Source organism: Yoonia sp. 2307UL14-13 (genome assembly GCF_037572755.1).
GTDB lineage: Bacteria > Pseudomonadota > Alphaproteobacteria > Rhodobacterales > Rhodobacteraceae > Yoonia.
In genome coordinates, this window is the sequence record NZ_JBBIFZ010000007.1 from 22,413 (window position 1) to 46,278 (window position 23,866).

Consider the following 23,866-nt stretch of genomic DNA (forward strand, 5'->3'; position numbering starts at 1 on the left):
ATCATTGTTTAGTTTTTGTTCCTTATAAAATGGCCCGGCGTCAATCTGCATCGCATTCAGCGCGCTGCAGGCCATATCCCCTGCCGCAGCGCCTCCATCGTTGGCAGCATGCCGAGGTTGTTGAGCCGGATTTCTAGGTCTTGCGCACGTTTGACGGCGTCTCGGTCGGTCGTCTCCCAGTAGGTTTCCTGCGTGGCGAGGAATGTGCCGTTGCCAAGGGGGGCAAGTATCTGCGCCTCGGGGACTTGTGCGGGTGTCAGTTGAAACGGCACCCAACCCGCCCAGCCGATCCCGGCGCGGTTTGTGGGGTCCAGCGGGCGGTCGTATTTGGCGTAGAAGGGATCGTCAACGTGGACGTGTTGGAGGGGCCACCAGTCGTGGAGGATTTTGATGATGTCTCGGAAGAGGGTGGCGGAGGACAAGTGAGGAACGATCTTCAATCGAAAGCTCAGTTCACCTTCTTCACGATCGAACCGAAGGGTTGCGAGGTACTGACCCGCAACATGACTTTGCCCATCTGAGGACCGCGCGTTTTCTGCCATCGCAAATGAAAACGATCCTTCTGGCCCGTCGGGGTCGTTCGCATCACGTAAGATCGAACGCAAACCGTCAGGATCAGTGCTGAGTGCATGACCATCGCCTTCCCAGCCCAGACTGAGAGGCCGTAAAGACTGAAGCCGTGTTAGTAGTTCGAAGAATTCCGACACACCGTCATCGAATTGCATGGGGCGATACTGAAAAAAAGCATTGAGTTCGATGTATGTCATCACCCCCTTCCTGACCAAGGTATGTAAAAGGTCCGAAACTTTGGAGCGACGCCAACACCACCTCCACCATTCCAGAAAAAGTAGTCTTGCGTATAAAAACTAGAGAAAACCCAGAGAAGTTTCGCCTCCTCAACACCGGATATGTACCGCAGCTGTCGGCGCGCCTGTCGGATCAGGGCTTCGAAGGTCATATCAACTACGAATTTGCGTTCTGGATCAACGACGGTTTCCATGCGCGCATCTTCCTGTCCATCGGAACCGATAACGGATTTGAAGCCATCCGTCAGCCCTGTGTCATACCCATATTTACACTCAATCAGCGTGCACGACCCGCTTTCGAACCCGTCCCATGGATAAGGCTGGCCACGGTCATCGGTCAGGTAGATGAATTCCTTGATCCGCCCGTTCGCCGGATCATTCGGGAGGCCGCAGATATAGGCCTGGTAACCCGCCCACATGTAATCGCCGCTATTCGTCTCATTCACGCCGCTTGAGATATAGGTGCGCCAGTCCACGACCCCTTCGATCCGTGGTGGGCATTGGTCGCAGTCTTCGACGCATTCGTCAGGCTGCCGATCCGCGCGGATCTTTTCAGTTACGTCGGTATGCACCGTGGGCAAATCAGGAGGCGGCAATGGCTCACCCGCTTCGTTGGCGAGGCTGCCGGGCTCTGGCACCGTATCAACACCGGTCGTGTCGCTGGTTGGCGGGATGATGGGCCCGACGATCTGCCCCTCTTCCGGGTCGTCGGTGATGTTGTCGTCACCGGGGGTGCCAATACCGGGGATATCGATTTCCGGGAGGTTGATGTCTTCGGGCATGGCCTCAAGAAATGGTGCCGTCCACCATGGGCAGCTATATATCGGGTAGATCAAGCCGTTTGGTCCCTGCAACGCGCGTCCGGTGGGTGTACAGAATGCCTGCGCTATCCAGTCCGACATCGCTCTACCACCAAATCTCGGCCGCGCGGCCATTGCTGCGCAGCGTCACCTTGATCATCTGGATCAGGTCGCGCGCCTTCGTGTCGGGGTCGCCGTAAGTGTCGCGGAAATGCGCGACTGCCTCGGGCAGCGCGAAGAACCCCGGTGTCAGCAATGCCTCGACATAAACCCAGTGGCGAACCGTCGCGGAGTCACGCACCCCGAAATTACGCGCTGCTTTGCGGGACCGCGCGATCACCCAAACGAGTTGTTTGTCGGTCAGGTTCTACACGGATTCGGGGCGGAACGCCCGAGTTTCAGCGGCCAGGCGCGCGTTGGTGGCAGCTTCGTACGGCGCGTTGCCGACATCGCGCATGCGTTGGGTGAGTTTGAAGGTCAATGGTGTGGTTGGTCATAGATCATTTGCACGACCAAGTTGCCGTTTCAAAATGACATTTTCAAGCGAAGAAGCCCGAAGCGGTACAACTTTGCCGAGATCAATGCGCTACTGCTTTACCGCCCCAGCCCCAGCGTCTTTTCCCTCAACCACGCCATGAATGCCCGTGGTTCCTTGATCCGTTCAGCCACTTCGCCCTCTTCCATCACGCGGCCCACGACCGGTTTCTGCGGTTTCCCGCAGGCCTTGACGATTTCGTGGAGCAGAAGGCTTTGCCGGAGGGTTGGGGACAGCTGGTTGGCGATCTGGTACCAGCGCGAATTGGCGCCGGGGAAGAACAGCGGCACGACCCGGGCGCCGGATTTGCGGATCATCTTGGCCGTGAAGATGTTCCATTCGGCCTCGATCACCGGGCCGAACATCGTGTCGGACGATGCCACGACACCCGAGGGAAATAGCGCGATCAGCCCGCCTTCGGCCAGGTGCGCCATGGCCTGACGCCGCATTTCGACCATCTTGGCCTGCGCGTCTTGCTCGTGCGGGAAGGGAACGGGGATCATGAAACTGCCCGCCTCTTCGTCGATATCGGTCAGGAAAGCCCGCGTCAGGATGCGATAGTCAGAGCGGCGCCGCCCGATCAGGTCGGCGAGGATCATGCCGTCGACCATCCCGTGCGGGTGATTGGCGACCAAAACGACGGGCCCTTCCGCCGGGATACGATCAAGCTGTTCCTGCGGTGTCACAAGGTCGATCCGCATCACGTCGAGCGCCGCACGCCAGAACGCGGTGCCACGAAACTTACCCTTCCGCTCGAACTTGCGGATCATACGGACGATCTGCACCTTACCGGTGCACCACTCGATCGTGCGGATGATGGTTCGTTTAACGGGGCTGTCGAAGGTATTGGAGTAGGTCAGGCTGCCGCGGTCATAGACCTTGGGCGGATCATCGTCGGACACGACAGGTGTCACGATATGGCGTGTGGTTTCCGACACTGCGCTTTTCCCCGTCCCCATATCGAAACCGTCAGTCACCTTCCCCGAACTTGTCGGCGACAAGCGCTTTGATCGCCGTGGCCAGCTCTTCCGCCTGGGGTCCACTGGTCGTCACGTCAATATAGGTTCCGATAGAAGCTGCCAACATCAAAAGCCCCATTATGCTATCGCCGCTGGTGCATTCGCCATCTTTGCAGATCGTCGCATCGGCATCGTGTTCTTCGACGACCTCGACCAATTTGGCCGAGGCGCGCGCGTGCAGGCCCTTGATGTTCTCGATCTTCAGTCTTTGGGTATTCATGCGGGGGGTCCGCCATTATGGCAGTTGATGTATTTGTGCGCGGCGGCGATGGCCGCATCCACCGCATCCGGAACGGACCGTTTGCGCGATTTCGCGAGCTTGATCAGCATGGGCAGGTTCGCCCCGTAGAGGATTCGCCGATTATCCGGATTGCAGGCCAACAGCGAAAGATTGGATGGTGATCCACCGAACATGTCGGTCACGATCACGACCCCGTTGCCCTGATCGACTGCATCGGCGGCATTGCAGATTTCGGTCTGCTTGGCAGCGCGGTCGTCTTCGGGTTCGATGGCGATGCTGCGCATGCCGGGCTGTTTGCCCACGACGTGTTCGACAGCGGCAAGATATTCGCGGGCCAGCCCACCATGGGCCACAATCACAATACCAATCACGCGCCTTGTCCCTTGTCCAACGGCCCCTTGCCATCACGCCGTTCCATTTCCCGATGTCGTTTAGACACAGGCCAGCCGTCCTTCGCAAGTGCAGAAACGAGGCGTTCGGTCACGGCTACCGACCGGTGTTGCCCACCGGTGCAGCCGAAACCGATCGACAGATGCGCCTTGCCCTCGTCCTTATGCGCGGGCAGCAGCAAGTCGATCAGTGATTTGACCCGGTCGAAGAACGGAGTGAAACGTTCATCCGCGGCGACATAGGCGTCTACGTCCGGGTGCCTGCCGTCCAATGCGCGCAGACGCTCTTCCCAATGCGGATTCCTGAGGAACCGGCAATCGATCACGATATCAAGCCCCCGCGGCAGCCCGTGTTTGTAGGAAAAGGAGTGGATCGTCACGCCAAGCACCCGCCCTTCGCCGGTCGCGAACCAGCGGTCGATTTCGGCCCGCAGATCATGGGGAGACAGCCCCGTCGTATCGATCAACACATCCGCCCGCGCGCGGATGGGCACGAGCAGGTCACGCTCTCGCGCGATCCCAGCCATCGGTGGTCCGGCAGGTGCAAGCGGGTGCCGGCGTCGTGTTTCGGAATAACGCCGCACGAGTTCCTCTTCATCCGCGTCCAGATACAGGACCTGCGCCCGCTGATCCGGCTGCGCGGCGAGCCTGTCTATCATTTCAATCAAGGCGATGGTGCCGAAATCCCGGTTGCGTACATCGACACCCAACGCCAAGGGCCGGTTGACGGGTGGTCCGTCCAGCAGGCGGGGTAGAAGAGACAACGGCAGGTTGTCGATGACCTCGTACCCGAGGTCTTCGAGTGCGTTGATCGCGGTTGAACGCCCAGCCCCGGACGGGCCGGTCACCAGCACGATGGTCGGCTTATGTACGTCATGGCTGGCATCATCTGTCATCGCTGGCTCCATCCTGCCTTGAGAATCTGCAAGATCGACGAGGCAAGATGTGGACCTTCAATGTGGCGAATCAAGGGAATTTCCGTTCTCAAGAGCATGACTTGGCGTCGTTCCGGTAGGCGCCGCGTTTCGGTGTGATCAAGGTCGACGGTAAGTACGACCCGCGCCCGATCAACGCAATCCGCCTGCAGAATGCCGACGCCTCGCGCCTCAATTATGCCGCGAATGGTTGCGGGCGCGCGTGCGATCAGATCACCCCCTTCACGCAACAGAAGCACCCTGTCATCCGCCACAAGCGTGCATCCCATACCCATCAAAGACAGACCGAGTGCCGACTTTCCGCGTCCGGCAGCGCCCTGGATCAGAACGGCTGCGTCATCCCATGCAACGCAGGTGGCATGCACGGTCTGCTCTTCGGTCATTGCGGCGGCGTCAGACAGGCAGGCCGACCACGAAGCGGGCGCCAAGTGGCTCCGAGGTGGCGTCTGCATCGGTCGGGCGGATATTCTCAGCCCAGATCACACCGCCATGCGCCTCGATGATTTGCTTGGAAATCGCGAGGCCAAGGCCGGAGTTGTTGCCGAACTGACCTTCGGGCCGTTCAGAGTAGAAGCGCTGGAAAATCTTGGTCAGCGCCTCTTCGGGAATGCCGGGACCTGTGTCTTCGACCACGACAAGCACGCGATTCTGCCGCGTCCGTGTCCAGACCCGGATCGCATCACCGCTTTCGCAGAATGAAATCGCATTGGTGATCAGATTGACGAAGACCTGCGCCAGGCGCCCTTCGAGCCCGGTGACCATGATCGGCTCTTCCGGCATGTCCGAAATGAAATCGATACCGCGTTGAGAGGCATCCTTGCCGAGGAAGTCGATGATGTTGCCCAGCATCTTCAAGAGGTCGAAACTTTCTTCTTCTTCCTTGACCAATTCACTATCGAGGCGCGAGGCATTCGAGATATCGCTGACCAACCGGTCGAGCCGTTTGACGTCATGTTCGATAACCTCGAGCAGCTTTTCGCGCTGGTCCTCACGCTTGGCCACCCGCATCGTGCCCACGGCAGAGCGGAGCGAGGCGAGCGGGTTCTTGATCTCATGCGCGACGTCGGCGGCAAATTGTTCGTTGCCTTCGATCCGTTCGTATAGGGCCGATACCATGCTGCGCAATGCGCCGGACAGGCGGCCGATTTCGTCGGGCCGCGCCGTCAGATCGGGGATACGCACCTTGACCGGCGACATGCGGCGCGCGTTCTTTTCGTGGCTGGACTGTGCGGCTGCAGCCAGATCGGCCAGAGGGTTGGCGATCGTCGAGGCCAGCACGAGGCTCAGGCCGATACTGACCATAATCCCCACAAGAAACAGGCGCAGGACCAACTCACGCTCTTGCCGGACAAGGCTGTCGACCTCACCCGCGGCGGTCGTTACCGCGATCACGCCGATCACCTCTTCGCCACGGCGGATCGGGGTCGTGACGATAAAGGTCGTCACCCCGCCGATATAGGATGCCCGGAGCAGCGTACCCTTCTCGGTAGACTCGGATACATTGCCCTGCGCCAATTCGAAAAGCTGCTGTTCCGCGGTCTTGAATTCCTGGTTGGGTTGCAGAAAGCGCGATGCGCGGAACCAGACATCTGCGAAGAAATCGGTGATGAACGCGCCGCTGGTCGTCTGGACCAGCTGTGCGATCTCGTTGGTCGCCAGACTGCCGGTGGCCTGCGCCACCAGCGTGGCATCAGGTGAAAATACCGAAACCTCTACACCGCCGCGCAGGTTCAGACCGGCCAGCAAGGCCGTCGGATTGATCCCGTCGGCAGTGACCAGGTTGACGGGTGCGATGGTCGGCAGCTGCGCTTCGAATACGTTGGCGATCAACTGGGCCTCGTTCACGACACCTTTGGCGCGCTGAAAGGCAAGGTTGTCGCGGGACGGGTTCAGGTACAGCACGCCCGCGATCAGCAAAATCAAGGCGATCAGATTGAACGTGACGATCTTGCGGGCCAGCGGCGAGGCATGTAGCCCCAGCAGACCGCGGGGCCGCGCCGTCCTGGCTGCATCGTCGTCGAGGTGATCCGGGGCGATCCAATCGTCACCCAAAAGAAGATCGGGTTCGCGCGCAGCCGCACGAACCGAGCGCAAATCGCGCACGTCGACCTTCGGCGCTGCGGTCATAGATTACTCTTCGTTGTAGCGGTATCCGATGCCGTACAGCGTTTCGATCGCCGAAAACTCGTTATCGGTATTCCGCATTTTCTTTCGCAGCCGCTTGATGTGACTGTCAATCGTTCGGTCATCCACATAAACCTGATCATCATAGGCGACGTCCATCAGCTGATCGCGGCTTTTGACGAAGCCGGGACGTTGGGCCAACGCCTGAAGCAGCAGGAATTCGGTCACGGTCAGCGACACATCCTGCCCTTTCCATTTTACCGCATGGCGTAGCGGGTCCATTACCAGTTCCCCACGCACCATGATCTGCGTATCTTCCGTTTCTTCGATCTCCTCTCCGGCGATCGCATCCTGCCTGCGCAACAATGCGCGGATGCGTTCGACCAAAAGGCGCTGCGAAAACGGCTTTTTCACATAGTCGTCGGCCCCCATGCGAAGGCCAAGCACCTCGTCGATCTCATCATCCTTGGACGTCAGGAAAATGACGGGCATCGACGTTTTCTGCCGCAAGCGCTGCAGCAGATCCATACCATCCATCCGTGGCATTTTGATGTCCAACACGGCCAGTTCCGGCATCCGTTTGTTAAAAGCCTCCAGCGCGGCCTGACCGTCATTATATGTTTCGACCTCGAACCCCTCGGCTTCGAGCGTCATCGACACGGAAGTGAGGATGTTTCGATCATCGTCAACCAATGCAATTCTCGACATAGTATCAATTCCCCCAAATGACTTTGCTTTTGTGCCCGTTTCTCCCAACTTTTCATCGTTTTGTCGCGACGAATCAATCCCAAAGTCGTCATCGCGGCATTTGATCTATCCTTTGGTTCAAATTTGTCATTCCGGTCAGCCCGCTTGGCGAACGTATGCGCTGCCGGGATTTGGTTGCGCTAACACCAAATTGGTTGCGCTAACTGTGACGATCCGGGCTATCCCGCCGCAAAAGCATGGTGTTAATGAAACCTGTGGTCGATCACGATCGCCAACATATAAAGGAGCGAACCCATGGACCAAGGCTTGGTCAACCCACAGATGAAACTTGAGCATCAAGGCATCACGGGGCTGGGTTATGTGTATTACAACCGCTCCGCAGCCGAATTGCAGGACGCCGCCGTCGCCGCGGGTGAAGGCGCAAACGGCAAGGGCGGCACGTTCCTTGTCAGCACCGGCAAGCATACGGGTCGTTCGCCGAAGGACAAATTCGTCGTCCGCACCCCGTCGGTCGAGGACACGATCTGGTGGGACAACAACCCGCCGATGGAGACCGCCAAGTTTGACACGCTTTACGCCGATATGCTCGCCCATATGCAGGGCGGCACCTACAACGTGCAGGATCTGTTCGGCGGCGCCGATCCGGCCCATCGCCTGGATGTGCGGGTCATCACCGAACTGACGTGGCACGGCCTGTTCATCCGTCACATGCTGCGCCGTCCCGATGCGTCAGAGCTTGAAACCTTTGTTCCCGATTTCACCATCATCAACTGCCCCAGCTTCAAGGCCGACCCGGAACGGCATGGCTGCCGGTCCGATACGGTGATCACGCTGAATTTCGACAAAAAGCTGATCCTGATCGCGGGCACCGAATATGCGGGGGAGAACAAGAAGTCGGTCTTTACCCTGCTGAACTACCTGCTGCCCGAGAAAGGCATCATGCCGATGCACTGCTCGGCCAACCACGCGCCGGGCAATCCGGTCGACACGGCAGTGTTCTTCGGCCTGTCCGGTACGGGCAAGACGACCCTGTCCGCTGATCCGACCCGCACATTGATCGGTGACGACGAACATGGCTGGTCCGACCGGGGCACGTTCAATTTCGAAGGTGGCTGCTATGCCAAAACCATCGGGCTCGACCCCGAGGCCGAGCCGGAGATTTACGCCACCTGCTCCATGCCGCATACGGTGATCGAGAACATGGTATACGATCCCGATACGCTGGAGCTGGATTTCGATGATGACAGCCTGACCGCCAACATGCGCTGCGCCTATCCGCTGAACTATATCTCGAACGCTTCGGATACTGCGCTGGGTGGGCACCCCAAGAACATCATCATGCTGACCTGCGATGCGTTCGGCGTCCTACCCCCGATCGCGCGATTGACGCCAGCCCAGGCCATGTATCACTTCTTGTCCGGATTCACCGCCAAGGTCGCTGGGACAGAGCGTGGGGTAACGGAACCGCAGCCGACCTTCAGCACCTGTTTCGGCGCACCCTTCATGCCGCGCAGGCCCGAAGTCTACGGCAACCTGTTGCGGACCAAGATCGCCAGCCACGGTGCGACCTGCTGGCTGGTGAATACCGGCTGGACCGGCGGAGCATATGGCGTAGGCTCGCGGATGCCGATCAAGGCGACGCGCGCGCTGTTGTCCGCCGCGCTGGACGGCACGCTGATCGAAAGCACGTTCCGCAAGGATGCGCATTTCGGATTCGAGGTTCCGATATCGGTCGACGGTGTCGACGATGGTCTGCTGAACCCACGTGACACATGGGCGGACAAAGCCGCCTATGACGCGCAGGCAGAGAAGCTGGTCACGATGTTCAGCGACAATTTCGAAAAGTACGTCCCTTTCATCGACGATGACGTGAAAGCGGCTGCGATCGGCTGAAACAGCTAGGGTGGGTTCAAACCCACCTTACGCCTCGGCACCGGGTTCGCTAGGGTGAAGCGTATGAGACATGCCCTAAACGCCATACCGTTCGCCCTGGTCGCAACCATCGTGGTTGCCGCCCCAAACACCAAACTCTCGCCCGAAATCGCGAGCATCGAGACAGGCATCATCTGCCCGCCGGAACCCGTCGGGACCCGCCCGGCGCCCGGCACTGTCGCCGGCACGACAAATGTGATCGGGGATGAACCACCTTTCGTGTCGAACTCGCACCGTGTTCCAGCCGTCCTTGGTATCGGCTTTGGCGCGAAATCCCTGTCCGAAAGCGCGTTTGGCCTTGATAACGTGACCATGGTGGTCACCCATCCGCCGATGGGTGATGGCGCAGTGGAAAGCCAGAATTTCCTGACATCCATCAGCGGCGCGGACCCATCGCTGACCTTCTATCAATTCGATTATGACTACGAATTGCTGATCGGCACATGGCGGATGACGGCGATGCACAAGGGCGAGGTCCTTTATACGACATCTTTTGAAGTGGTCCCACCTTCACAGGTGCCTGAATTGGCCAGTGTGTGTGGGTACGAGGCACTGCTCTCATAATAGTACAACGCAGTCCCGGACGTGATCGGGGATCTCTTCGCCAAGATTGAGGCCCCGGATCACGTCCGGGGCTATGTTACCCCATCACCCCCCGCCGGATCAGGTTGATCCCGGCCACGATCAACACCAGCAACGTGACCTGCCGGAACCGATCCTGATCGAACCGGTCCCCGAGTTTGAACCCCAGCCACATGCCCAACAGCGCCGGAATCACGAGTGACGCCGAGAAAACCCATGTCTCGGCGTTCAAAATCCCGGACCGCAGATGACCCAGAAACAGCATCACCGAGCCCAACCCATAGATCACACCCTGCACCGCCATCTGCCGTTCGCGCGGCGTCTCGAGCGCCAGTAGATACAGCACGGTCGGCGGCCCCCATGTGCCCGCCAACCCGCCAAGGGTCCCTGACATCAGCCCGGCGGTCCATTCGAAGGGCGTTCGCCAGGTCGGGCTGATCCGCGGTCGCCAACCGGCCAACTGGATCGCGCACAGCCCGACAACGGGCACGCCCAGCACGATGAACATCGCATCCGCCGGGATCATGCGCACGAATTGCGCGGCGATCAGAATTATGATGCAGACGATGCAGATATATCGCCAGTGTTCGGCCACGGCCTCCCGCGCCTTACCCAGCCCCGCGCGCGCGACCTGCAGCCCGTTGCTGATCAGGATGGGAATGACGATTCCGGCCACGACGATATCCGGCGCGATCAGGATGCCCATGCCCGAGATCATCACAAGCGGCATGGCGAAACCGACCGCCCCTTTCACGAATCCTCCAATCAGGGTGACCACGCAGGCAAAAACGAATAAACTCGGTGAAACAATGCTGAAAATGTCGGTCATATCTTTTCATATCTTGGGAAAGCGTGCCCTGCACTCTAAATTGGTTGCGACACTTTTATTCACCATGCGTCATTTCGTTGAATTATTATTGCGCTGCAACTGCAAAGTCGATATCTCTGCACCTGCAAAAAAAGGAGTCACCCAATGCCCCATGATGGTCAGGACATGCCGATGACGCATAAGCCGCTTTTGGCGGATTTGTTGACCCTGACCGGGGCGTCGCTGCCCGCCGTCGATGCGGTGCTGGCCAAGGCAAAAGAGTCTGTGCGCGGGACGGTGACCGCCGATGGTCGTGTGTCGGGCGCTTTGATTGAGGAACACCAGACAGCGGCCCATGGCTTTGCCTGGCTCGCGACCTATGCGCAATCGCTACACCAGATGCAGGATTGGGCGACCAAGTTGGATGCGAATGGCCAATTCGGCGAGGTCGAGCAACTGATCCACCAAATCGCCTTTGGCGAATATCTCTGGCAGATCTATGGTGGCATCCAGATGAACCAGACCGAAATCGTGCGTTTGCAGGATATCGGCCTTTCGCAGGACGATATGCGCGACCTGATGGCCCCTGCCGTCATGACGCTGACCCAGTCGGGCAATACGCAGGCCGCGCGGACACGACTGGTCGAACTGATGCGCGAACAGGCGGCGAATATCACCATCGGTGCGTCGGGTCTTGATGAAGAGCTTGAGATGATCCGCGAACAATTCCGTCGCTTCAGCGTCGAAAAGGTGGAGCCTTATGCGCATGAATGGCACCTGAAGGACGAATTGATCCCGATGGAGGTCATCGACGAGATGGCCGAACTGGGCGTGTTCGGCCTGACGATTCCGGAAGAATATGGCGGTTTCGGCCTGTCCAAGGCATCCATGTGTGTCGTGTCCGAAGAACTGTCGCGCGGATATATCGGCGTGGGGTCTTTGGGCACACGCAGCGAAATCGCCGCCGAACTAATCCTCTGCGGCGGCACGGAAGCGCAGAAGGAAAAGTGGCTGCCCGGTCTGGCCAGCGCTGAAATCCTGCCGACAGCGGTGTTTACCGAGCCCAACACCGGGTCCGACCTCGGGTCGCTACGCACGAAAGCCCGGAAAGACGGCGATGACTGGATCATCAACGGCAATAAGACATGGATCACCCATGCCGCCCGCACCCATGTGATGACGGTACTGGCCCGGACGATCCCGGACACGGACAATTACAAGGGTCTGTCCATGTTCCTTGCCGAAAAGACGCCCGGTACGGATGAAGAACCTTGGCAGGATCCGGGTATTTCTGGCGGCGAGATCGAGGTGCTCGGCTATCGCGGGATGAAGGAATACACGCTGAACTTTGACGATTTCAAAGTGAAGGGTGAGAACCTGCTGGGCGAGACCGAGGGCCAGGGTTTCAAGCAGCTGATGCAAACCTTTGAGAGCGCGCGCATCCAGACCGCCGCCCGCGCCATTGGCGTCGCGCAATCGGCGCTGGACGAAGGGATGCGCTATGCCGAGGACCGCAAGCAATTCGGCAAGGCGCTCATCAACTTCCCCCGTGTGGCCAACAAGCTGGCCATGATGGCGGTCGAGATCATGGTGGCGCGGCAACTGACGTATTTCAGCGCGGCAGAGAAAGATAACGACCGGCGCTGTGATCTTGAGGCCGGGATGGCCAAACTGCTGGGCGCCCGCGTGGCATGGGCCTGTGCGGACAACGCTTTGCAAATCCACGGCGGGAACGGTTTCGCGCTTGAATACAAGATCAGCCGAATCCTTTGTGACGCGCGCATCCTGAACATCTTTGAAGGGGCCGCCGAGATTCAGGCGCAGGTGATTGCGCGACGGTTACTGGACTGAGCCCGCGACCCTCCTATCTGAACTGATGCGTTTAGACAGGAACCCCGATGCCACAAACCGTTCTGCTGACCGGCGCGACAGGTTACATCGCCAAGCACATTGCGTTGCAGCTGCTCAACGCAGGATATGACGTGCGCGGGACTGTGCGCAGCATAAGTCGCGCTGCCGAAGTGGCCGACGCGGTTCGCCCGCATCTGAACGGCACGACCGATCTGGACACGCGCCTGACCTGCGTCGCCCTTGACCTGTCCAGGGATGACGGCTGGGACGAGGCGATGGCTGGCGTGGATATCCTGATGCACACCGCCTCTCCCTTTCCGCTCGTTCAGCCCAAGGACGCGGATGATGTGATACGCCCCGCTGTCGATGGCGCGTTGCGTGCGGTCAAAGCGGCGCATAACGCGGGTGTGAAACGCATTGTCATGACGTCCTCAACAGCGGCGATCAGCGGTTGTGCGCTATCCACAGGACAAACGGCCTATGACGAAAACAACTGGACCGATACAACCGACGACAGGGTCAACCCCTACGGCAAGTCCAAGACGCTCGCTGAGCGCGCCGTGTGGGACTATGCCAAGGAGTACCCCGAACTGAAGGTGACGATGATCAATCCCGGCTTTGTGGTCGGCGCACCGCTGGACAAGACATTCGGCACTTCGGTCGAAGTCATCGCCCGTATCCTGCGCGCCAAGGATCCCATGGTGCCGCAATTCGGGTTCACCTGCGTGGATGTACGCGATGTTGCAGAGACGCATGTGACGGTGATCGACAAGCCCGAGACACACGGCCAGCGGATCATGATTGTGGACCGGTTCATGTGGTTCGTGGATATGGCGAAGGCGATCAAGGCCGCCTATCCGAACCGCAAGGTCGTCACGCGGGTCGCACCGAATTTCTTTGTCCGGCTTCTGGGGATTTTCGATCCCGCGGTCCGGTCCATCGTGCCTGATCTCGGCAAGCGGCAAGCCATGGACAATGCGCGCGCCGCGGCGACACTTGGGCGACCCATGCGGCCTGTGCCAGAGGCCGTGGTCGACACCGCGACCTATCTGATCGACGAAGATCTAGTCTAAGCGCGCGATCGCATCCAAAAGACGCTGGCGGGCGGGTGGCATCGGACGGTCACCAAGGCTTGGAATAAGACGCTGGGCGATGAAATACCCCGTGGTGCCCAGTGCCACTGCGATCTGCGCGTTATCAGCCTCACCCTGCCCGGCGAGAACCGGAGGCAAGGGCAGCATACGGTCGGACCATTCGCCTGCCCCGTCCCGGCTGACGGCACGACCGGACTTCGGGGACACATAAATCAGCTCTTCATTGACACCGCGCACCGCGCAAGCGGACAGGTCCAACCCAAAGCCCATCTCTTCCAAAAGCGCCTGTTCCCACCGCAGATAGGCGAGCGGCCAGATGTCGGTCTGGCCCAGCAAGTCCAACAAACCAATGGTCCGATCGTAAAGCGCCGGGTGGGCCTCTCGCTCGGGCAGCACGTGTGCCAGCAAGGCGCAAACCGCGTTCAGCCCGGCAAGCGACAGGCGATCCCCCATCGCAGCTGCGGCCCGGCTGCGCAGGGGTTCGACCGTGAACGACCCGAGATGATCGTCCAGCCGCGCCTTCCATGTGACGGAAAGCTGCGCACCGGGCTGCAGATGCGGGGCGATCTTGCGGCTGGTGCCACCGCGCACGACGCCCGCGTGGCGGCCATGGGAGGCGCTGAACACCTCGATGATCACCGACGACTCACCTAAGGGCCGGGCGGCGAGCAGCGCCCCTTCGTCGGTCCATTCGATCATGCTCGGATCACCCTCACCATGCCGTGCAACTTCAAGGTCGACGCTTCAATATGCAAGCGGCTGCACTTGTGGAACGCTTGGATGCCTCCGGCGGGAGTATTTTTGGCGAAATGATAAGACAAATTTAACCAAGCCGCGCGAATATCATGTCACGGTACAGGCTGGAGAGCCGATGGCCGTGCGAGGTGATGAGCGAAAGTTTATCATCGGGGCAAGGTGCTTATCATCTTGCCCCAAATACTCCCGCCGGAGGCATCAAATCTATTCAAGCCCCGGTTCATCCAAAAGATGCCGTCCGGCCCTGTCCTCCACCTCGATCACCCAGAGATCGGGGTCAAAACTGCGTTGCTTGGCGATTGAGGCATCCACGTCGCCCTCATCCCCCTCTGTCAGCACTACCCATTGCCGCTCACCCGTCATCAGATCAAAGCTGCGCTGATAACAACAGGCCTGCCCATCCAGCGTGTTCAGTTTCACCAGCACCGCACCGGCGGTCCCGTCACCGCGTTTGACCACGAAAGCCGGGATATCGGCGAGACGCAGGCGTGTCAGATAGGCGGATACCCAGATTTCAGCCGTCAGCCGCATGCGCAACGCCGTCCCGGACCTGATCCGGGACCTCCACCGGGATCAAGCATTCCCGTCCTTGAAATCGAGCCCCATTTCCGAATAACGCTCGCTTTCCTCCAGCCAGTTGGGCCGCACTTTCACCTTCACGAACAGATGGACCTTGCGGCCCAGAAACTCCTCGAGCTCCAGCCGCGCGGCGCGGCTGACGGCCTTGACCGTTTCCCCGCCTTTGCCCAGCACGATCCCCTTATGTCCGTCGCGCGCGACATAGATCAGCTGATCGATCCGGGCCGATCCGTCATCGCGTTCTTCCCAGTTTTCGGTCTCGACCGTCAGCTCGTACGGCAATTCCTGATGCAGGCGGAGGGTCAGTTTCTCGCGCGTCATTTCAGCCGCGATCATCCGCATCGGCAGATCGGCGATCTGATCTTCGGGATAAAGATATGGCCCTTCCGGTACTTGGGTGACCAACCAATCCCGTAGCGTGTCACAGCCATGACCCCGTTCTGCAGAAATCATGAACGTCTCGGCGAAAGCAAACGCCGCGTTCATCTCTTGTGTCAGCGCCAGCAGGACCTCTGACTTTACCTTGTCGATTTTGTTGATGGCCAGCGCCACGGGGCTTTTGCCAGCCCGCCCTTCCAATGTCTCGAGGATCGCGCGGACACCGTCGGTGATGCCGCGATGCGCCTCGATCATCAGCACGACGACGTCTGCATCCGCGGCCCCGCCCCAGGCTGCGGCCACCATCGCCCGATCCAACCGGCGGCGTGGCTTGAACAGCCCCGGCGTATCGATAAAGATCAGTTGCGCATTGCCCGCCATCGCGACCCCGCGGATACGGGCGCGGGTGGTCTGCACCTTGTGCGTCACGATGGACACCTTCGCGCCCACCATGCGGTTCAGCAGCGTGGATTTCCCCGCATTCGGTTCGCCAATCAAGGCCACGAAACCGGCTTTGGTCGTCTCGGTCATGCGCTTACCTTTTCCAAAAGGGCTGTGGCTGCTGCCTGTTCGGCCTGCCGTTTCGACCCGGCGGTGGCTTGCTCGGACGGGCCGGATGCCAAGCGGACCTCGATGGTGAAAATCGGCTGGTGGTCTGGGCCCGTCCGGGCAACCTCGATATATTGCGGTGGTACCTCACCGCGGGCCTGCGCCCATTCTTGCAGCGCGGTTTTGGCGTCGCGTGCGTCTTCGGCGACGTTGTGGATACGGTCACCCCAGAGGATCAAGACGATTTGACGCGCGGCATCGAAACCGCCATCCAGATAGACCGCCGCGATCACTGCCTCCATCCCGTCGGCCAAAAGCGCCTCTTTCCGGCGCCCGCCAGATTTCATCTCGGACCGGCCGAGTTTCAGGACGGCGCCCAGATCGATCTGGCGGGCGACATCGGCGCAGGTTTCCTTGCGCACCAGCGCGTTGAACCGCGGGGCAAGCAGACCTTCGGTAGCGACTGGATCGGCCATGAACAAGGCTTCGGACATCACCAGCCCCAGGACCCGATCACCCAGAAACTCCAGCCTTTGGTTATCGTCGCGATGGACGCTGGCCATCGAGGAATGGGTCACGGCGCGCACGAGAAGTTCGGGCGTCTCGAACCGATACCCCAACCGCTGCGCAAAGGCGGAAAGGTCGGCAGAGAGTTTCACTCCAGCGCCTTGAAATAACGGTCACTTCGCCAGGTCCAAAACGCCAGCATCGACCGTCCGGCGGATGAAAACATCACCCGGTCTGCCCGCCCGACAAGGTCCTTGCGGTCGACGAAACCGACGCCACCAGCGGCCTGCGGAAAGCGGCTGTCGGTGGAGTTGTCACGGTTGTCACCCACGAAAAAGAACTGGTCGGCGGGGACGGTGAAGACGCCGGTATTGTCGGCGGAACGCCTTCCGATATTCAGGATGGAATGGCTGACCCCATTGGGCAGCGTCTCGATCGCCTTTTCCTTTTCGCAGGTCGCGCCCTCACCAACCGCGCCATTGGCACATTGCGGGCGCAGGCCCAGCGGGCCCTGGGGGGCCATGACCTCGGCGAAGATACCTGCATCTTCGATCTCGACGGGCGTATCGTTGATATGGAGCAGGCCGTCTTTCATCTGGATCCGGTCACCGGGCAACCCGATCAGCCGCTTGATGAAATCGCGCCCCGTGACCGGGTGGCGGAAGACCACGATATCGCCGCGTTCGGGCTCGGACCCGAAGAGCCGCCCATCGCGATCTTCGAACCAGCCGCAAAAGTCGTCAGGGCCCAGATCGATGCCGATCCGCTCAATCCGGATCGCGGGGCATGAGGCGTAGGAATAGCCGTAAGCCATTTTATTCACGAACAAAAAATCGCCGATCAGCAGCGTGTCTTTCATCGAACCGGATGGAATCCAGAACGGTTGGAAGAACAGTGTTCTGAAGATGCCGGCGATGACCAAGGCCCAGAACACGGTCTTGACGGTCTCGACGATACTGCCGATGAAGCCTTGATTTTCGGCCATTTTCAACGATCCTTTGCGCGGTTTGGGGCTACATGATGGGGCCGGGCTGCGCTGTCAAGCGACGGGCCGCGCCTCGATCACGACAAAGGCCTGTGCCCATGGGTGATCGTCGGTCAAAGTCACATGAATGATGGCCTCGTGCCCCGGTGGTGTCATCTTGTCCAGCCGCTCTTTCGCCCAGCCGGTGACATGCATAACCGGTTGACCTGATTGCATATTTGTCACCGACATGTCTTTCCACGAGATGCCCATGGCAAGGCCGGTGCCAAGCGCTTTGGAGCATGCCTCTTTCGCGGCCCAGCGTTTGGCGTAGGTGCCTGCGATATCTTTCCGCCGCTCGGCCTTGGCCTGTTCGATGTCGGTGAAAACCCGGTTGCGGAAGCGGTCGCCGAACCGGTCGAGGACCCCTGCGATCCGGTCGATATTGGCGAGGTCGGTGCCGACGCCGAGGATCATGAAAAGCCCCGAAAATCGCGATCGGAATTCCATCGGAATTCCATCGGAATTCCATCGGACCCTGGCGTTCGGTCGTATGAAGGTTTGGTTAAGGTTTGGATGTCCGAAATCACGATGAAATCTCCAGATCGATCACCATGATTCCGTCCGCGCCGCATATCTCGACCAGCCGTTGGCCCAACGCACTGTGGCGCGCGTCATGGGCATAGATGCGCAGGGCGTCCGCGTCCGTGAACGTGCCGATGAAACCATAGGGATAACGCCCCGATTTATCTTCATAGTCGCGGTTGGGGCCGTGTTCGAACGCTTCCAACCCGGGGAGGTGATCCACCAGCGCGGCCAGTTCACCCATGACCGACTGTAGCTCTGCCGCGTCGTGGTTGGTGGGGAGCGCGAGCATGACGATGTGTCGGATCATGCGTCGTCCTCCTGCGCATAGATATGCGCGACCCGGTCTTCGTCCAGACCGCCGTGCCAGTCAAAACACCCGTCGCAGGCGGCGTGGTAGTCGGTGATCTTGAGACCCGGAAAGCGGAAGAATTCCGGTTTCGTGTTTTCCTGTTGTGCCGCGAAGATGACCCTGTCGATACGAGCCCAGCGCATGGTGGCAAGGCACATCTCGCACGGTTGACAGGAGGTAATCAGCGTTGCGCCGGACAGGTCGCGGGTTGCAAGGGCATCGGTGGCCCTGGCGATGGCCACGACCTCGGCATGACGGCTGACATCGTTGGTGTCGGCCGCTTCGTTGCGTGCCTGAGCGATAATCCTGCCGTCCTTGACGATGGCGGCGGTGAAGATGATGTCGTGGCCTTCTTCCGCCAGCTGGCGGGCGTGGTCTGTCACCGCGCGCATGGCCTGGCGTTCGAGGTCTGTCGGGGTGAGGTTGCCGGTATTCATCGGGCGGACGATAGCTTGGGCGGCATGGCTTAGAAAGTCATTTCGATGCGGCTGAGGGCGCGATTAAGCTCGATACCGCGCCGCCCCAATCGATGTGCACAGGTATGCCGTCATTTAGCCCGAAGCGTCGCAGCACCTGCCCATCGCGCGTTTCGATGACCACATCGTCGCTGCGGGCCATTCTGTGGTGGGCGGGCTGCCGTTGGCCCTCCAAATCAATGCAGAGGTAGTCGAAGTCTTGGCGCAGGGCCCGCGCGATCAACAGCGGATAGGCGCAGTCGGGAAAAGCGTCGTCAGACAAGTCTGTAAAGTCGACCCAGTCCAAGGGTGCCTTGCGTGCACGATGGATGCGGCGATCTTTGTGGTAATAGGCGAAGTCCGAAACGACATGCCCGAACGCCGGCGTTTCGAAATCGGTCACGGATCTGAGATATCCGTCAGAGCGGTAGACGTCCATTTTGCCGCATGTGATGCCGTCGATTTCGAAAGTGTAGCTGAGGGTCGGATGGGTCATGGATGTTCCTGTAGACGTCGCATAGCTACGGAGTGAACGGACGCCTTCGACTATGCGATTTGTCGCAATCTGCCACCAATTCCTTTCAGGGCATCGCGTATTCTAGCCTGATTTGGCTTAAATATGCCTGCAACGTGCGGATCAGCGCCGATCCGGGTCGCGCGGCATGGTCAACGTCATGCCACGACGCGGGTCGTCAGAATTTTCAAACCCGCTGCCCCGAACAGCAGTGCGAATGCGCCTTCAAACGAGCGGCGTGCGCGGGTGTAGCCCTGCACCACCTTTTGCGATGAAAAGAGGAACGCATAGCTGATAAACACGACCACTCCACCGGAATAGAGAAAGCAGAACATGAAGGCGAGGTCGCTGCCGCTGGCATCCGGCGGCAACGCGATGGCATAGATCGCACCCCAGCTGAGGATCGCCTTGGGATTGGTCAGATGGACAAGAACACCCTTGGTGTAGATGCGCCAAGGCGTGCCGGATCGTGCCTTTCCGGTGAGGCCCGGTTTGTCGGACATGGCCGAGTGGAGCGATTTGGCCGCGAGATATATCAGGTAAGCTGCACCGACATAGCGCAGCACCTCGAACACCCAGGCATTGGCCATCATCAGCGCGCTCATGCCAAGCGCGGCGGCGATGCCCCAGGTTGCGCCGCCTGTCAGAATGCCCAGCGCAAAGAGAAGTCCGGACCGTCTGCCATGCGCCATTGACGTGCTGGCGATGCCCAATGTCGCGGGGCCGGGGCTGGCCCCCGCGAGCGCCCAGGCGAACCAGAGCGCGGCGAGTTCGAAGCCGCTCACGCAGCTTCCCCGGCGCGGGCTGCGTCCATGATCCGCCGCATCTCGGCAATCGCAGGGCCGAGGCCGCGGAAGATCGACTCTCCGATCAGGAAGTGGCCGATGTTGAGTTCCTTGACCTGTGGGAGTGCGGCGACCGGACCGACGCAGCCGTAGGTCAGGCCGTGGCCTGCGTGGACTTCGAGCCCGAGGTCATGGGCGAATGCGGCCATGTCGGTGAGTTTCCGCAGTTCCTCATCGCGTTCTGCGAACCGCTTTTCGGCATGGGCGTCGCAATAGGCGCCTGTATGCAGTTCGATCACTTCGGCGCCGATCCGGTGCGCGGCCTCGATCTGGCGCTGGTCGGCGGCGATGAAGATCGACACCCGGCAGCCCGCGTCGCGCAGGGGCGCGATGTAGTGGGCCAGTGCGTTTTCTTCGCGCGCGACCTCGAGCCCGCCTTCGGTCGTCCGCTCTTCCCGCTTTTCTGGGACGATGCAGACGGCGTGGGGTTTGTGGCGCAGGGCGATTTTCTGCATTTCCTCGGTCGCGGCCATTTCGAAATTCAGTGGGCCGTTGAGCGCTTCCATCAGCCCTTCGATATCGGCATCCGAGATGTGCCGCCGGTCTTCGCGTAGATGGGCGGTGATGCCGTCGGCGCCCGCTTCCTCGGCCATGACGGCGGCGCGGATGGGATCAGGAACGGCCCCGCCGCGGGCATTGCGTACCGTCGCCACGTGGTCGATGTTTACACCCAGCCGTAAGTCATTGGTCATGCTGCACCTCTGGTGGCGTCTTTTGTTTAAGCTGCGCGAGCTTGGCCCGCAGGATTTTCTTACGCCGTTTTTGATGGGCGGAAATGAGTGGTAGTGCAAGGTAATAGGAACAGCTGGCAAGGATCAGGCCCGGGATCAGACCGCCGATCGTATAGGGCAGGAAGACGTCGTCGAAAAAGATTTTAAGACCGGACCATTCCGCCTTGCCCGGCCCGAAGATCGCTTTGACGTTATGCCAAAGATCATTGCCCGCCGTCACGAATTTCTGCCCGAGATTGTAGACGACGGCCCGGGGCATCCCCAGCATCCAGGTCCCGATATTCAGACTGACATAACCGATCACCGGGAAGCTGAGCGGATTGCCGACGAACGTCGCCAGCAGTGCGGCCAGTATGTTGCCGCGCATGACCAGCGCGATGATCGCAGCGATGAGGAAATGCAGCCCGAAGAACGGGGTGAAGGTGGTAAAGACGCCCGCCGCGATCCCGCGCGAGATTTTCTCGGGCGTGTCGGGCAGACGCCGGATCCGGTGTTTGACGTATTGTGCCGCGCGGGACCAGCCGCCGCGAGGATAAACGATGCTGGCAACGATCTGCCAGACCGGTCGTCTATCCCTGCGTTTGAACACCAAAACTCGTCTTCCTTCCCGTACTGGCGAGACCGGGGTCCCGATGCCGCGCGATGGTCGACACGTTTGTTTCCGCCTCGAGCGCGGTGATCACGTGATGCAGATGTTCGGCATCGCGCAAATCCACGTCGATCAGTAACCTAAAATAGTCCGGTTTCCGGTCGATGAATCGCAGGTCAGAGATATTGGCGTTCTGTTCGCCGATCAATGTGCAGATTCGTCCCAACACGCCGAAATCATTTGTGATTGTTGCATCGAAGCTGACGGTGTTGACGGGGCTGTGCGTGCCTTCATGCCATTGCAGGTCGATCCAGCGGTCGGGCTGGTCTTCGAAATCGGCCAGTGCTTCGCAATCGATGGCATGGACCATGACCCCCTGCCCCCGTGTCGTGATGCCGAGGATCCGTTCGCCGGGGACGGGCTGGCAGCAGGGGCTGCGTTGCTGGTATTGGTCGGGGCCGAGGCCGACGACGGCACGTTTGGCGTCGACCACATCGGCGTCACGCTCTTTTAGTTCGGGATAGATCGCGCGCACGACCTCGCGCCCGGTGATCTCGGCGCTGCCGAGTTGGGACAAGAGTTCGGGGAGGTTTTCGATGGCCATGGCCTTGGCTGCGGTGCGCAGAGCCTTATCCGTCGCCTTTTTGCCGACGTTTTCGAACGCCACGCGCGCCAGTTCGCGGCCCAACCGGATGAACCGCTCGCGGTCTTCTTCCTTGAGGCTGCGCCGGATCGCCGCCTTGGCCCGTCCGGTGACGGCGATGTCGATCCAGGTGGCCTGCGGGGTTTGCCCCTCGGCGGTGATGATGTCGACCGATTGCCCGTTCTTGAGCCGGGTCCAGAGGGGGACGCGCAGCCCGTCGACCTTGGCCCCGACGCAAGCCGAACCGATCCGCGTGTGGATCGCGTAGGCGAAATCGATAGGCGTGGCCCCGCGAGGGAGCTTGATCACGTCGCCCTTGGGCGTGAAGCAGAAGACCTGGTCGGTATACATTTCCAGCTTGACCGCTTCGAGGAATTCGTCGTGGTCCTGGTCGTCTTCCAGACGTTCGGTCAGCGACGAGATCCAGTGGACGGGATCGACGGCAAAGCGGTTTTCGACACGTTCGCCGTTTTTGTAGGACCAGTGGGCCGCCACCCCGGTTTCGGCGACCTCATGCATTTCGCGGGTCCTGATCTGGACCTCGACCCGTTTACCGTCGCGCCCCGAAACGGTGGTGTGGATCGAGCGGTAGCCGTTGGATTTGGGTTGGCTGATGTAATCCTTGAACCGCCCGGGGACCGCCCGCCAGCGTTGATGGATGGCGCCCAGCGCGCGATAGCAATCGGCCTCGGTCGCGGTGATGATGCGGAAACCGTAGATGTCGGATAACCGTGAGAACCCCTGATCCTTTTCCTGCATCTTGCGCCAGATCGAATAGGGTTTCTTGGCGCGGCCATGCACCTCGGCCACGATATTGGCCTTTTCCAGTTCGACCCGCATGTCGGCGGTGATCTTTTGGACCACGTCCCCCGCCTCGCGTTGGAGCGTGATAAAACGGCGGATGATCGAATTGCGGCCTTCGGGGTTGAGGACGCGGAAGGACAGGTCTTCCAACTCCTCGCGCATCCATTGCATCCCCATCCGGCCTGCAAGGGGGGCAAAGATATCCATCGTTTCGCGTGCCTTTTGCGCCTGTTTGTCAGGGCGCATGGATTTGATCGTGCGCATGTTGTGCAGGCGGTCGGCGAGTTTAACGAGGGTCACGCGGAGGTCGCGGGAGGTCGCCATGAACAGTTTGCGGAAGTTTTCGGCCTGTTTTGTCTGGGTCGAGGTCAGTTGCAGGTTGGTCAGCTTGGTGACGCCATCGACCAGTTCCGCGATCTCGCGCCCGAAGCGTTTTTCGACCTCGGTGAAAGAGGCCTTGGTGTCTTCGATCGTGTCGTGCAAAAGGGCGGTGACCAGCGTTGCGTCATCCATTTGCTGCTCGGCAAGGATTTCGGCGACGGCGACGGGATGGGTGAAATAGGGTTCGCCCGAGTGTCGGAATTGCCCTTCGTGCATCTGCGCGCCAAAAGCATGCGCATCACGCAAGAGGTCTTCGTTCAGGCGCGGGTTGTAGGTGCGGACCAGTGCGATCAGATCATCGGCAGTCGTCATCCGGTCATGCGCCTTTCATATTGGGCCCTTCGTCGGACCGAGGTGGAAACGTTGGCGGGGCTTGGCCGCCTGTGCAGGTCCAGGATAGTCAATCACGA

At 60.1% G+C, this 23,866-nt stretch carries 28 protein-coding genes; 4 read left to right on the forward strand and 24 right to left on the reverse strand.

The window, feature by feature from the left end:
- Positions 1–56 precede the first annotated feature (56 nt).
- The 10 genes from V8J85_RS15810 to V8J85_RS15855 all read right to left on the reverse strand — a co-directional run bounded on the left by V8J85_RS15810 (position 57) and on the right by V8J85_RS15855 (position 7,557).
- Positions 57–767: a hypothetical protein gene (locus tag V8J85_RS15810; protein WP_339954732.1), complete on the reverse strand. Its 711-nt coding sequence runs from the start codon at positions 765–767 to the stop codon at positions 57–59.
- Positions 767–1,642 (reverse strand): Tox-REase-5 domain-containing protein, encoded by an 876-nt coding sequence (locus tag V8J85_RS15815; RefSeq protein ID WP_339954733.1) that lies wholly within the window; start codon positions 1,640–1,642, stop codon positions 767–769. Before V8J85_RS15815 ends, V8J85_RS15810 begins: the two co-directional genes overlap by 1 nt.
- Positions 1,643–1,712: 70 nt before the next feature.
- Entirely contained in the window at positions 1,713–1,907 is a 195-nt protein-coding gene (locus V8J85_RS15820) for a hypothetical protein (protein ID WP_339954734.1), read from the reverse strand.
- Positions 1,908–2,200: 293 nt separating this feature from the next.
- Positions 2,201–3,079: a lysophospholipid acyltransferase family protein gene (locus V8J85_RS15825; RefSeq protein WP_445285914.1), complete on the reverse strand. Its 879-nt coding sequence runs from the start codon at positions 3,077–3,079 to the stop codon at positions 2,201–2,203.
- Positions 3,080–3,110: 31 nt separating this feature from the next.
- Positions 3,111–3,380, reverse strand: a complete 270-nt coding sequence (locus V8J85_RS15830) for an HPr family phosphocarrier protein (protein ID WP_339954735.1) — start codon at positions 3,378–3,380, stop codon at positions 3,111–3,113.
- Positions 3,377–3,772 carry a PTS sugar transporter subunit IIA gene (locus V8J85_RS15835; RefSeq protein WP_339954736.1) on the reverse strand — a complete coding sequence of 132 codons (396 nt, stop codon included), beginning with the start codon at positions 3,770–3,772 and terminating at the stop codon, positions 3,377–3,379. Before V8J85_RS15835 ends, V8J85_RS15830 begins: the two co-directional genes overlap by 4 nt.
- A complete protein-coding gene (rapZ, locus tag V8J85_RS15840; protein WP_339954737.1) occupies positions 3,769–4,686 on the reverse strand; it encodes an RNase adapter RapZ in 918 nt (305 codons plus the stop codon). Before rapZ ends, V8J85_RS15835 begins: the two co-directional genes overlap by 4 nt.
- Positions 4,683–5,153 carry an HPr kinase/phosphorylase gene (locus V8J85_RS15845; protein WP_339954738.1) on the reverse strand — a complete coding sequence of 157 codons (471 nt, stop codon included), beginning with the start codon at positions 5,151–5,153 and terminating at the stop codon, positions 4,683–4,685. Before V8J85_RS15845 ends, rapZ begins: the two co-directional genes overlap by 4 nt.
- Entirely contained in the window at positions 5,119–6,852 is a 1,734-nt protein-coding gene (locus V8J85_RS15850; protein WP_339954739.1) for a sensor histidine kinase, read from the reverse strand. Before V8J85_RS15850 ends, V8J85_RS15845 begins: the two co-directional genes overlap by 35 nt.
- Positions 6,853–6,855: 3 nt before the next feature.
- Positions 6,856–7,557 (reverse strand): response regulator transcription factor, encoded by a 702-nt coding sequence (locus V8J85_RS15855; protein ID WP_339954740.1) that lies wholly within the window; start codon positions 7,555–7,557, stop codon positions 6,856–6,858.
- Between the two features lie 294 nt (positions 7,558–7,851).
- Here V8J85_RS15855 and V8J85_RS15860 point away from each other — a divergent pair, with 294 nt between their 5' ends.
- On the forward strand, positions 7,852–9,450 hold the full coding sequence (locus V8J85_RS15860) for a phosphoenolpyruvate carboxykinase (protein WP_339954741.1): 1,599 nt from the start codon (positions 7,852–7,854) through the stop codon (positions 9,448–9,450).
- A 63-nt stretch (positions 9,451–9,513) separates the two neighbouring features.
- Positions 9,514–10,053: a DUF3859 domain-containing protein gene (locus tag V8J85_RS15865; RefSeq protein ID WP_339954742.1), complete on the forward strand. Its 540-nt coding sequence runs from the start codon at positions 9,514–9,516 to the stop codon at positions 10,051–10,053.
- A 76-nt stretch (positions 10,054–10,129) separates the two neighbouring features.
- Here V8J85_RS15865 and V8J85_RS15870 read toward each other — a convergent pair whose 3' ends face one another.
- Positions 10,130–10,900, reverse strand: coding sequence for a sulfite exporter TauE/SafE family protein (locus tag V8J85_RS15870; RefSeq protein WP_339954743.1), 771 nt, complete (start codon positions 10,898–10,900; stop codon positions 10,130–10,132).
- A gap of 144 nt (positions 10,901–11,044) precedes the next feature.
- On the opposite strand from V8J85_RS15870, the gene V8J85_RS15875 reads away from it, so the two are divergent.
- On the forward strand, positions 11,045–12,730 hold the full coding sequence (locus V8J85_RS15875) for an acyl-CoA dehydrogenase family protein (RefSeq protein ID WP_339954744.1): 1,686 nt from the start codon (positions 11,045–11,047) through the stop codon (positions 12,728–12,730).
- 47 nt (positions 12,731–12,777) lie between these two features.
- Positions 12,778–13,803 carry an NAD-dependent epimerase/dehydratase family protein gene (locus tag V8J85_RS15880; RefSeq protein WP_339954745.1) on the forward strand — a complete coding sequence of 342 codons (1,026 nt, stop codon included), beginning with the start codon at positions 12,778–12,780 and terminating at the stop codon, positions 13,801–13,803.
- Here V8J85_RS15880 and recO read toward each other — a convergent pair.
- The 13 genes from recO to V8J85_RS15945 form a co-directional block, all read right to left on the reverse strand.
- A complete protein-coding gene (recO, locus tag V8J85_RS15885) occupies positions 13,795–14,523 on the reverse strand; it encodes a DNA repair protein RecO (protein ID WP_339954746.1) in 729 nt (242 codons plus the stop codon). The genes V8J85_RS15880 and recO overlap by 9 nt on opposite strands.
- Positions 14,524–14,784: 261 nt before the next feature.
- Complete coding sequence (locus V8J85_RS15890; protein ID WP_339954747.1) at positions 14,785–15,111, reverse strand: DUF1491 family protein; 327 nt, start codon at positions 15,109–15,111, stop codon at positions 14,785–14,787.
- A gap of 42 nt (positions 15,112–15,153) precedes the next feature.
- Positions 15,154–16,068 carry a GTPase Era gene (era, locus tag V8J85_RS15895; RefSeq protein WP_339954748.1) on the reverse strand — a complete coding sequence of 305 codons (915 nt, stop codon included), beginning with the start codon at positions 16,066–16,068 and terminating at the stop codon, positions 15,154–15,156.
- Positions 16,065–16,745 carry a ribonuclease III gene (gene rnc, locus V8J85_RS15900; RefSeq protein ID WP_339954749.1) on the reverse strand — a complete coding sequence of 227 codons (681 nt, stop codon included), beginning with the start codon at positions 16,743–16,745 and terminating at the stop codon, positions 16,065–16,067. The genes era and rnc overlap by 4 nt, the downstream gene beginning before the upstream one ends.
- Positions 16,742–17,578, reverse strand: a complete 837-nt coding sequence (lepB, locus tag V8J85_RS15905) for a signal peptidase I (protein WP_339954750.1) — start codon at positions 17,576–17,578, stop codon at positions 16,742–16,744. The genes rnc and lepB overlap by 4 nt, the downstream gene beginning before the upstream one ends.
- A gap of 54 nt (positions 17,579–17,632) precedes the next feature.
- Positions 17,633–18,034 (reverse strand): holo-ACP synthase, encoded by a 402-nt coding sequence (gene acpS, locus V8J85_RS15910; RefSeq protein WP_339954891.1) that lies wholly within the window; start codon positions 18,032–18,034, stop codon positions 17,633–17,635.
- A 109-nt stretch (positions 18,035–18,143) separates the two neighbouring features.
- Positions 18,144–18,452 carry a Dabb family protein gene (locus V8J85_RS15915; RefSeq protein ID WP_339954751.1) on the reverse strand — a complete coding sequence of 103 codons (309 nt, stop codon included), beginning with the start codon at positions 18,450–18,452 and terminating at the stop codon, positions 18,144–18,146.
- Complete coding sequence (locus V8J85_RS15920; RefSeq protein ID WP_339954752.1) at positions 18,449–18,931, reverse strand: nucleoside deaminase; 483 nt, start codon at positions 18,929–18,931, stop codon at positions 18,449–18,451. Before V8J85_RS15920 ends, V8J85_RS15915 begins: the two co-directional genes overlap by 4 nt.
- Positions 18,932–18,968: 37 nt before the next feature.
- Complete coding sequence (locus V8J85_RS15925; RefSeq protein ID WP_339954753.1) at positions 18,969–19,445, reverse strand: hypothetical protein; 477 nt, start codon at positions 19,443–19,445, stop codon at positions 18,969–18,971.
- A 176-nt stretch (positions 19,446–19,621) separates the two neighbouring features.
- Positions 19,622–20,248, reverse strand: coding sequence for a LysE family translocator (locus tag V8J85_RS15930; protein WP_339954754.1), 627 nt, complete (start codon positions 20,246–20,248; stop codon positions 19,622–19,624).
- Positions 20,245–21,000: a pyridoxine 5'-phosphate synthase gene (locus V8J85_RS15935; RefSeq protein ID WP_339954755.1), complete on the reverse strand. Its 756-nt coding sequence runs from the start codon at positions 20,998–21,000 to the stop codon at positions 20,245–20,247. The genes V8J85_RS15930 and V8J85_RS15935 overlap by 4 nt, the downstream gene beginning before the upstream one ends.
- Positions 20,990–21,628 carry a DUF2062 domain-containing protein gene (locus V8J85_RS15940; protein WP_339954756.1) on the reverse strand — a complete coding sequence of 213 codons (639 nt, stop codon included), beginning with the start codon at positions 21,626–21,628 and terminating at the stop codon, positions 20,990–20,992. The genes V8J85_RS15935 and V8J85_RS15940 overlap by 11 nt, the downstream gene beginning before the upstream one ends.
- Positions 21,609–23,768 carry a RelA/SpoT family protein gene (locus V8J85_RS15945; RefSeq protein ID WP_339954757.1) on the reverse strand — a complete coding sequence of 720 codons (2,160 nt, stop codon included), beginning with the start codon at positions 23,766–23,768 and terminating at the stop codon, positions 21,609–21,611. Before V8J85_RS15945 ends, V8J85_RS15940 begins: the two co-directional genes overlap by 20 nt.
- Positions 23,769–23,866: the final 98 nt, after the last annotated feature.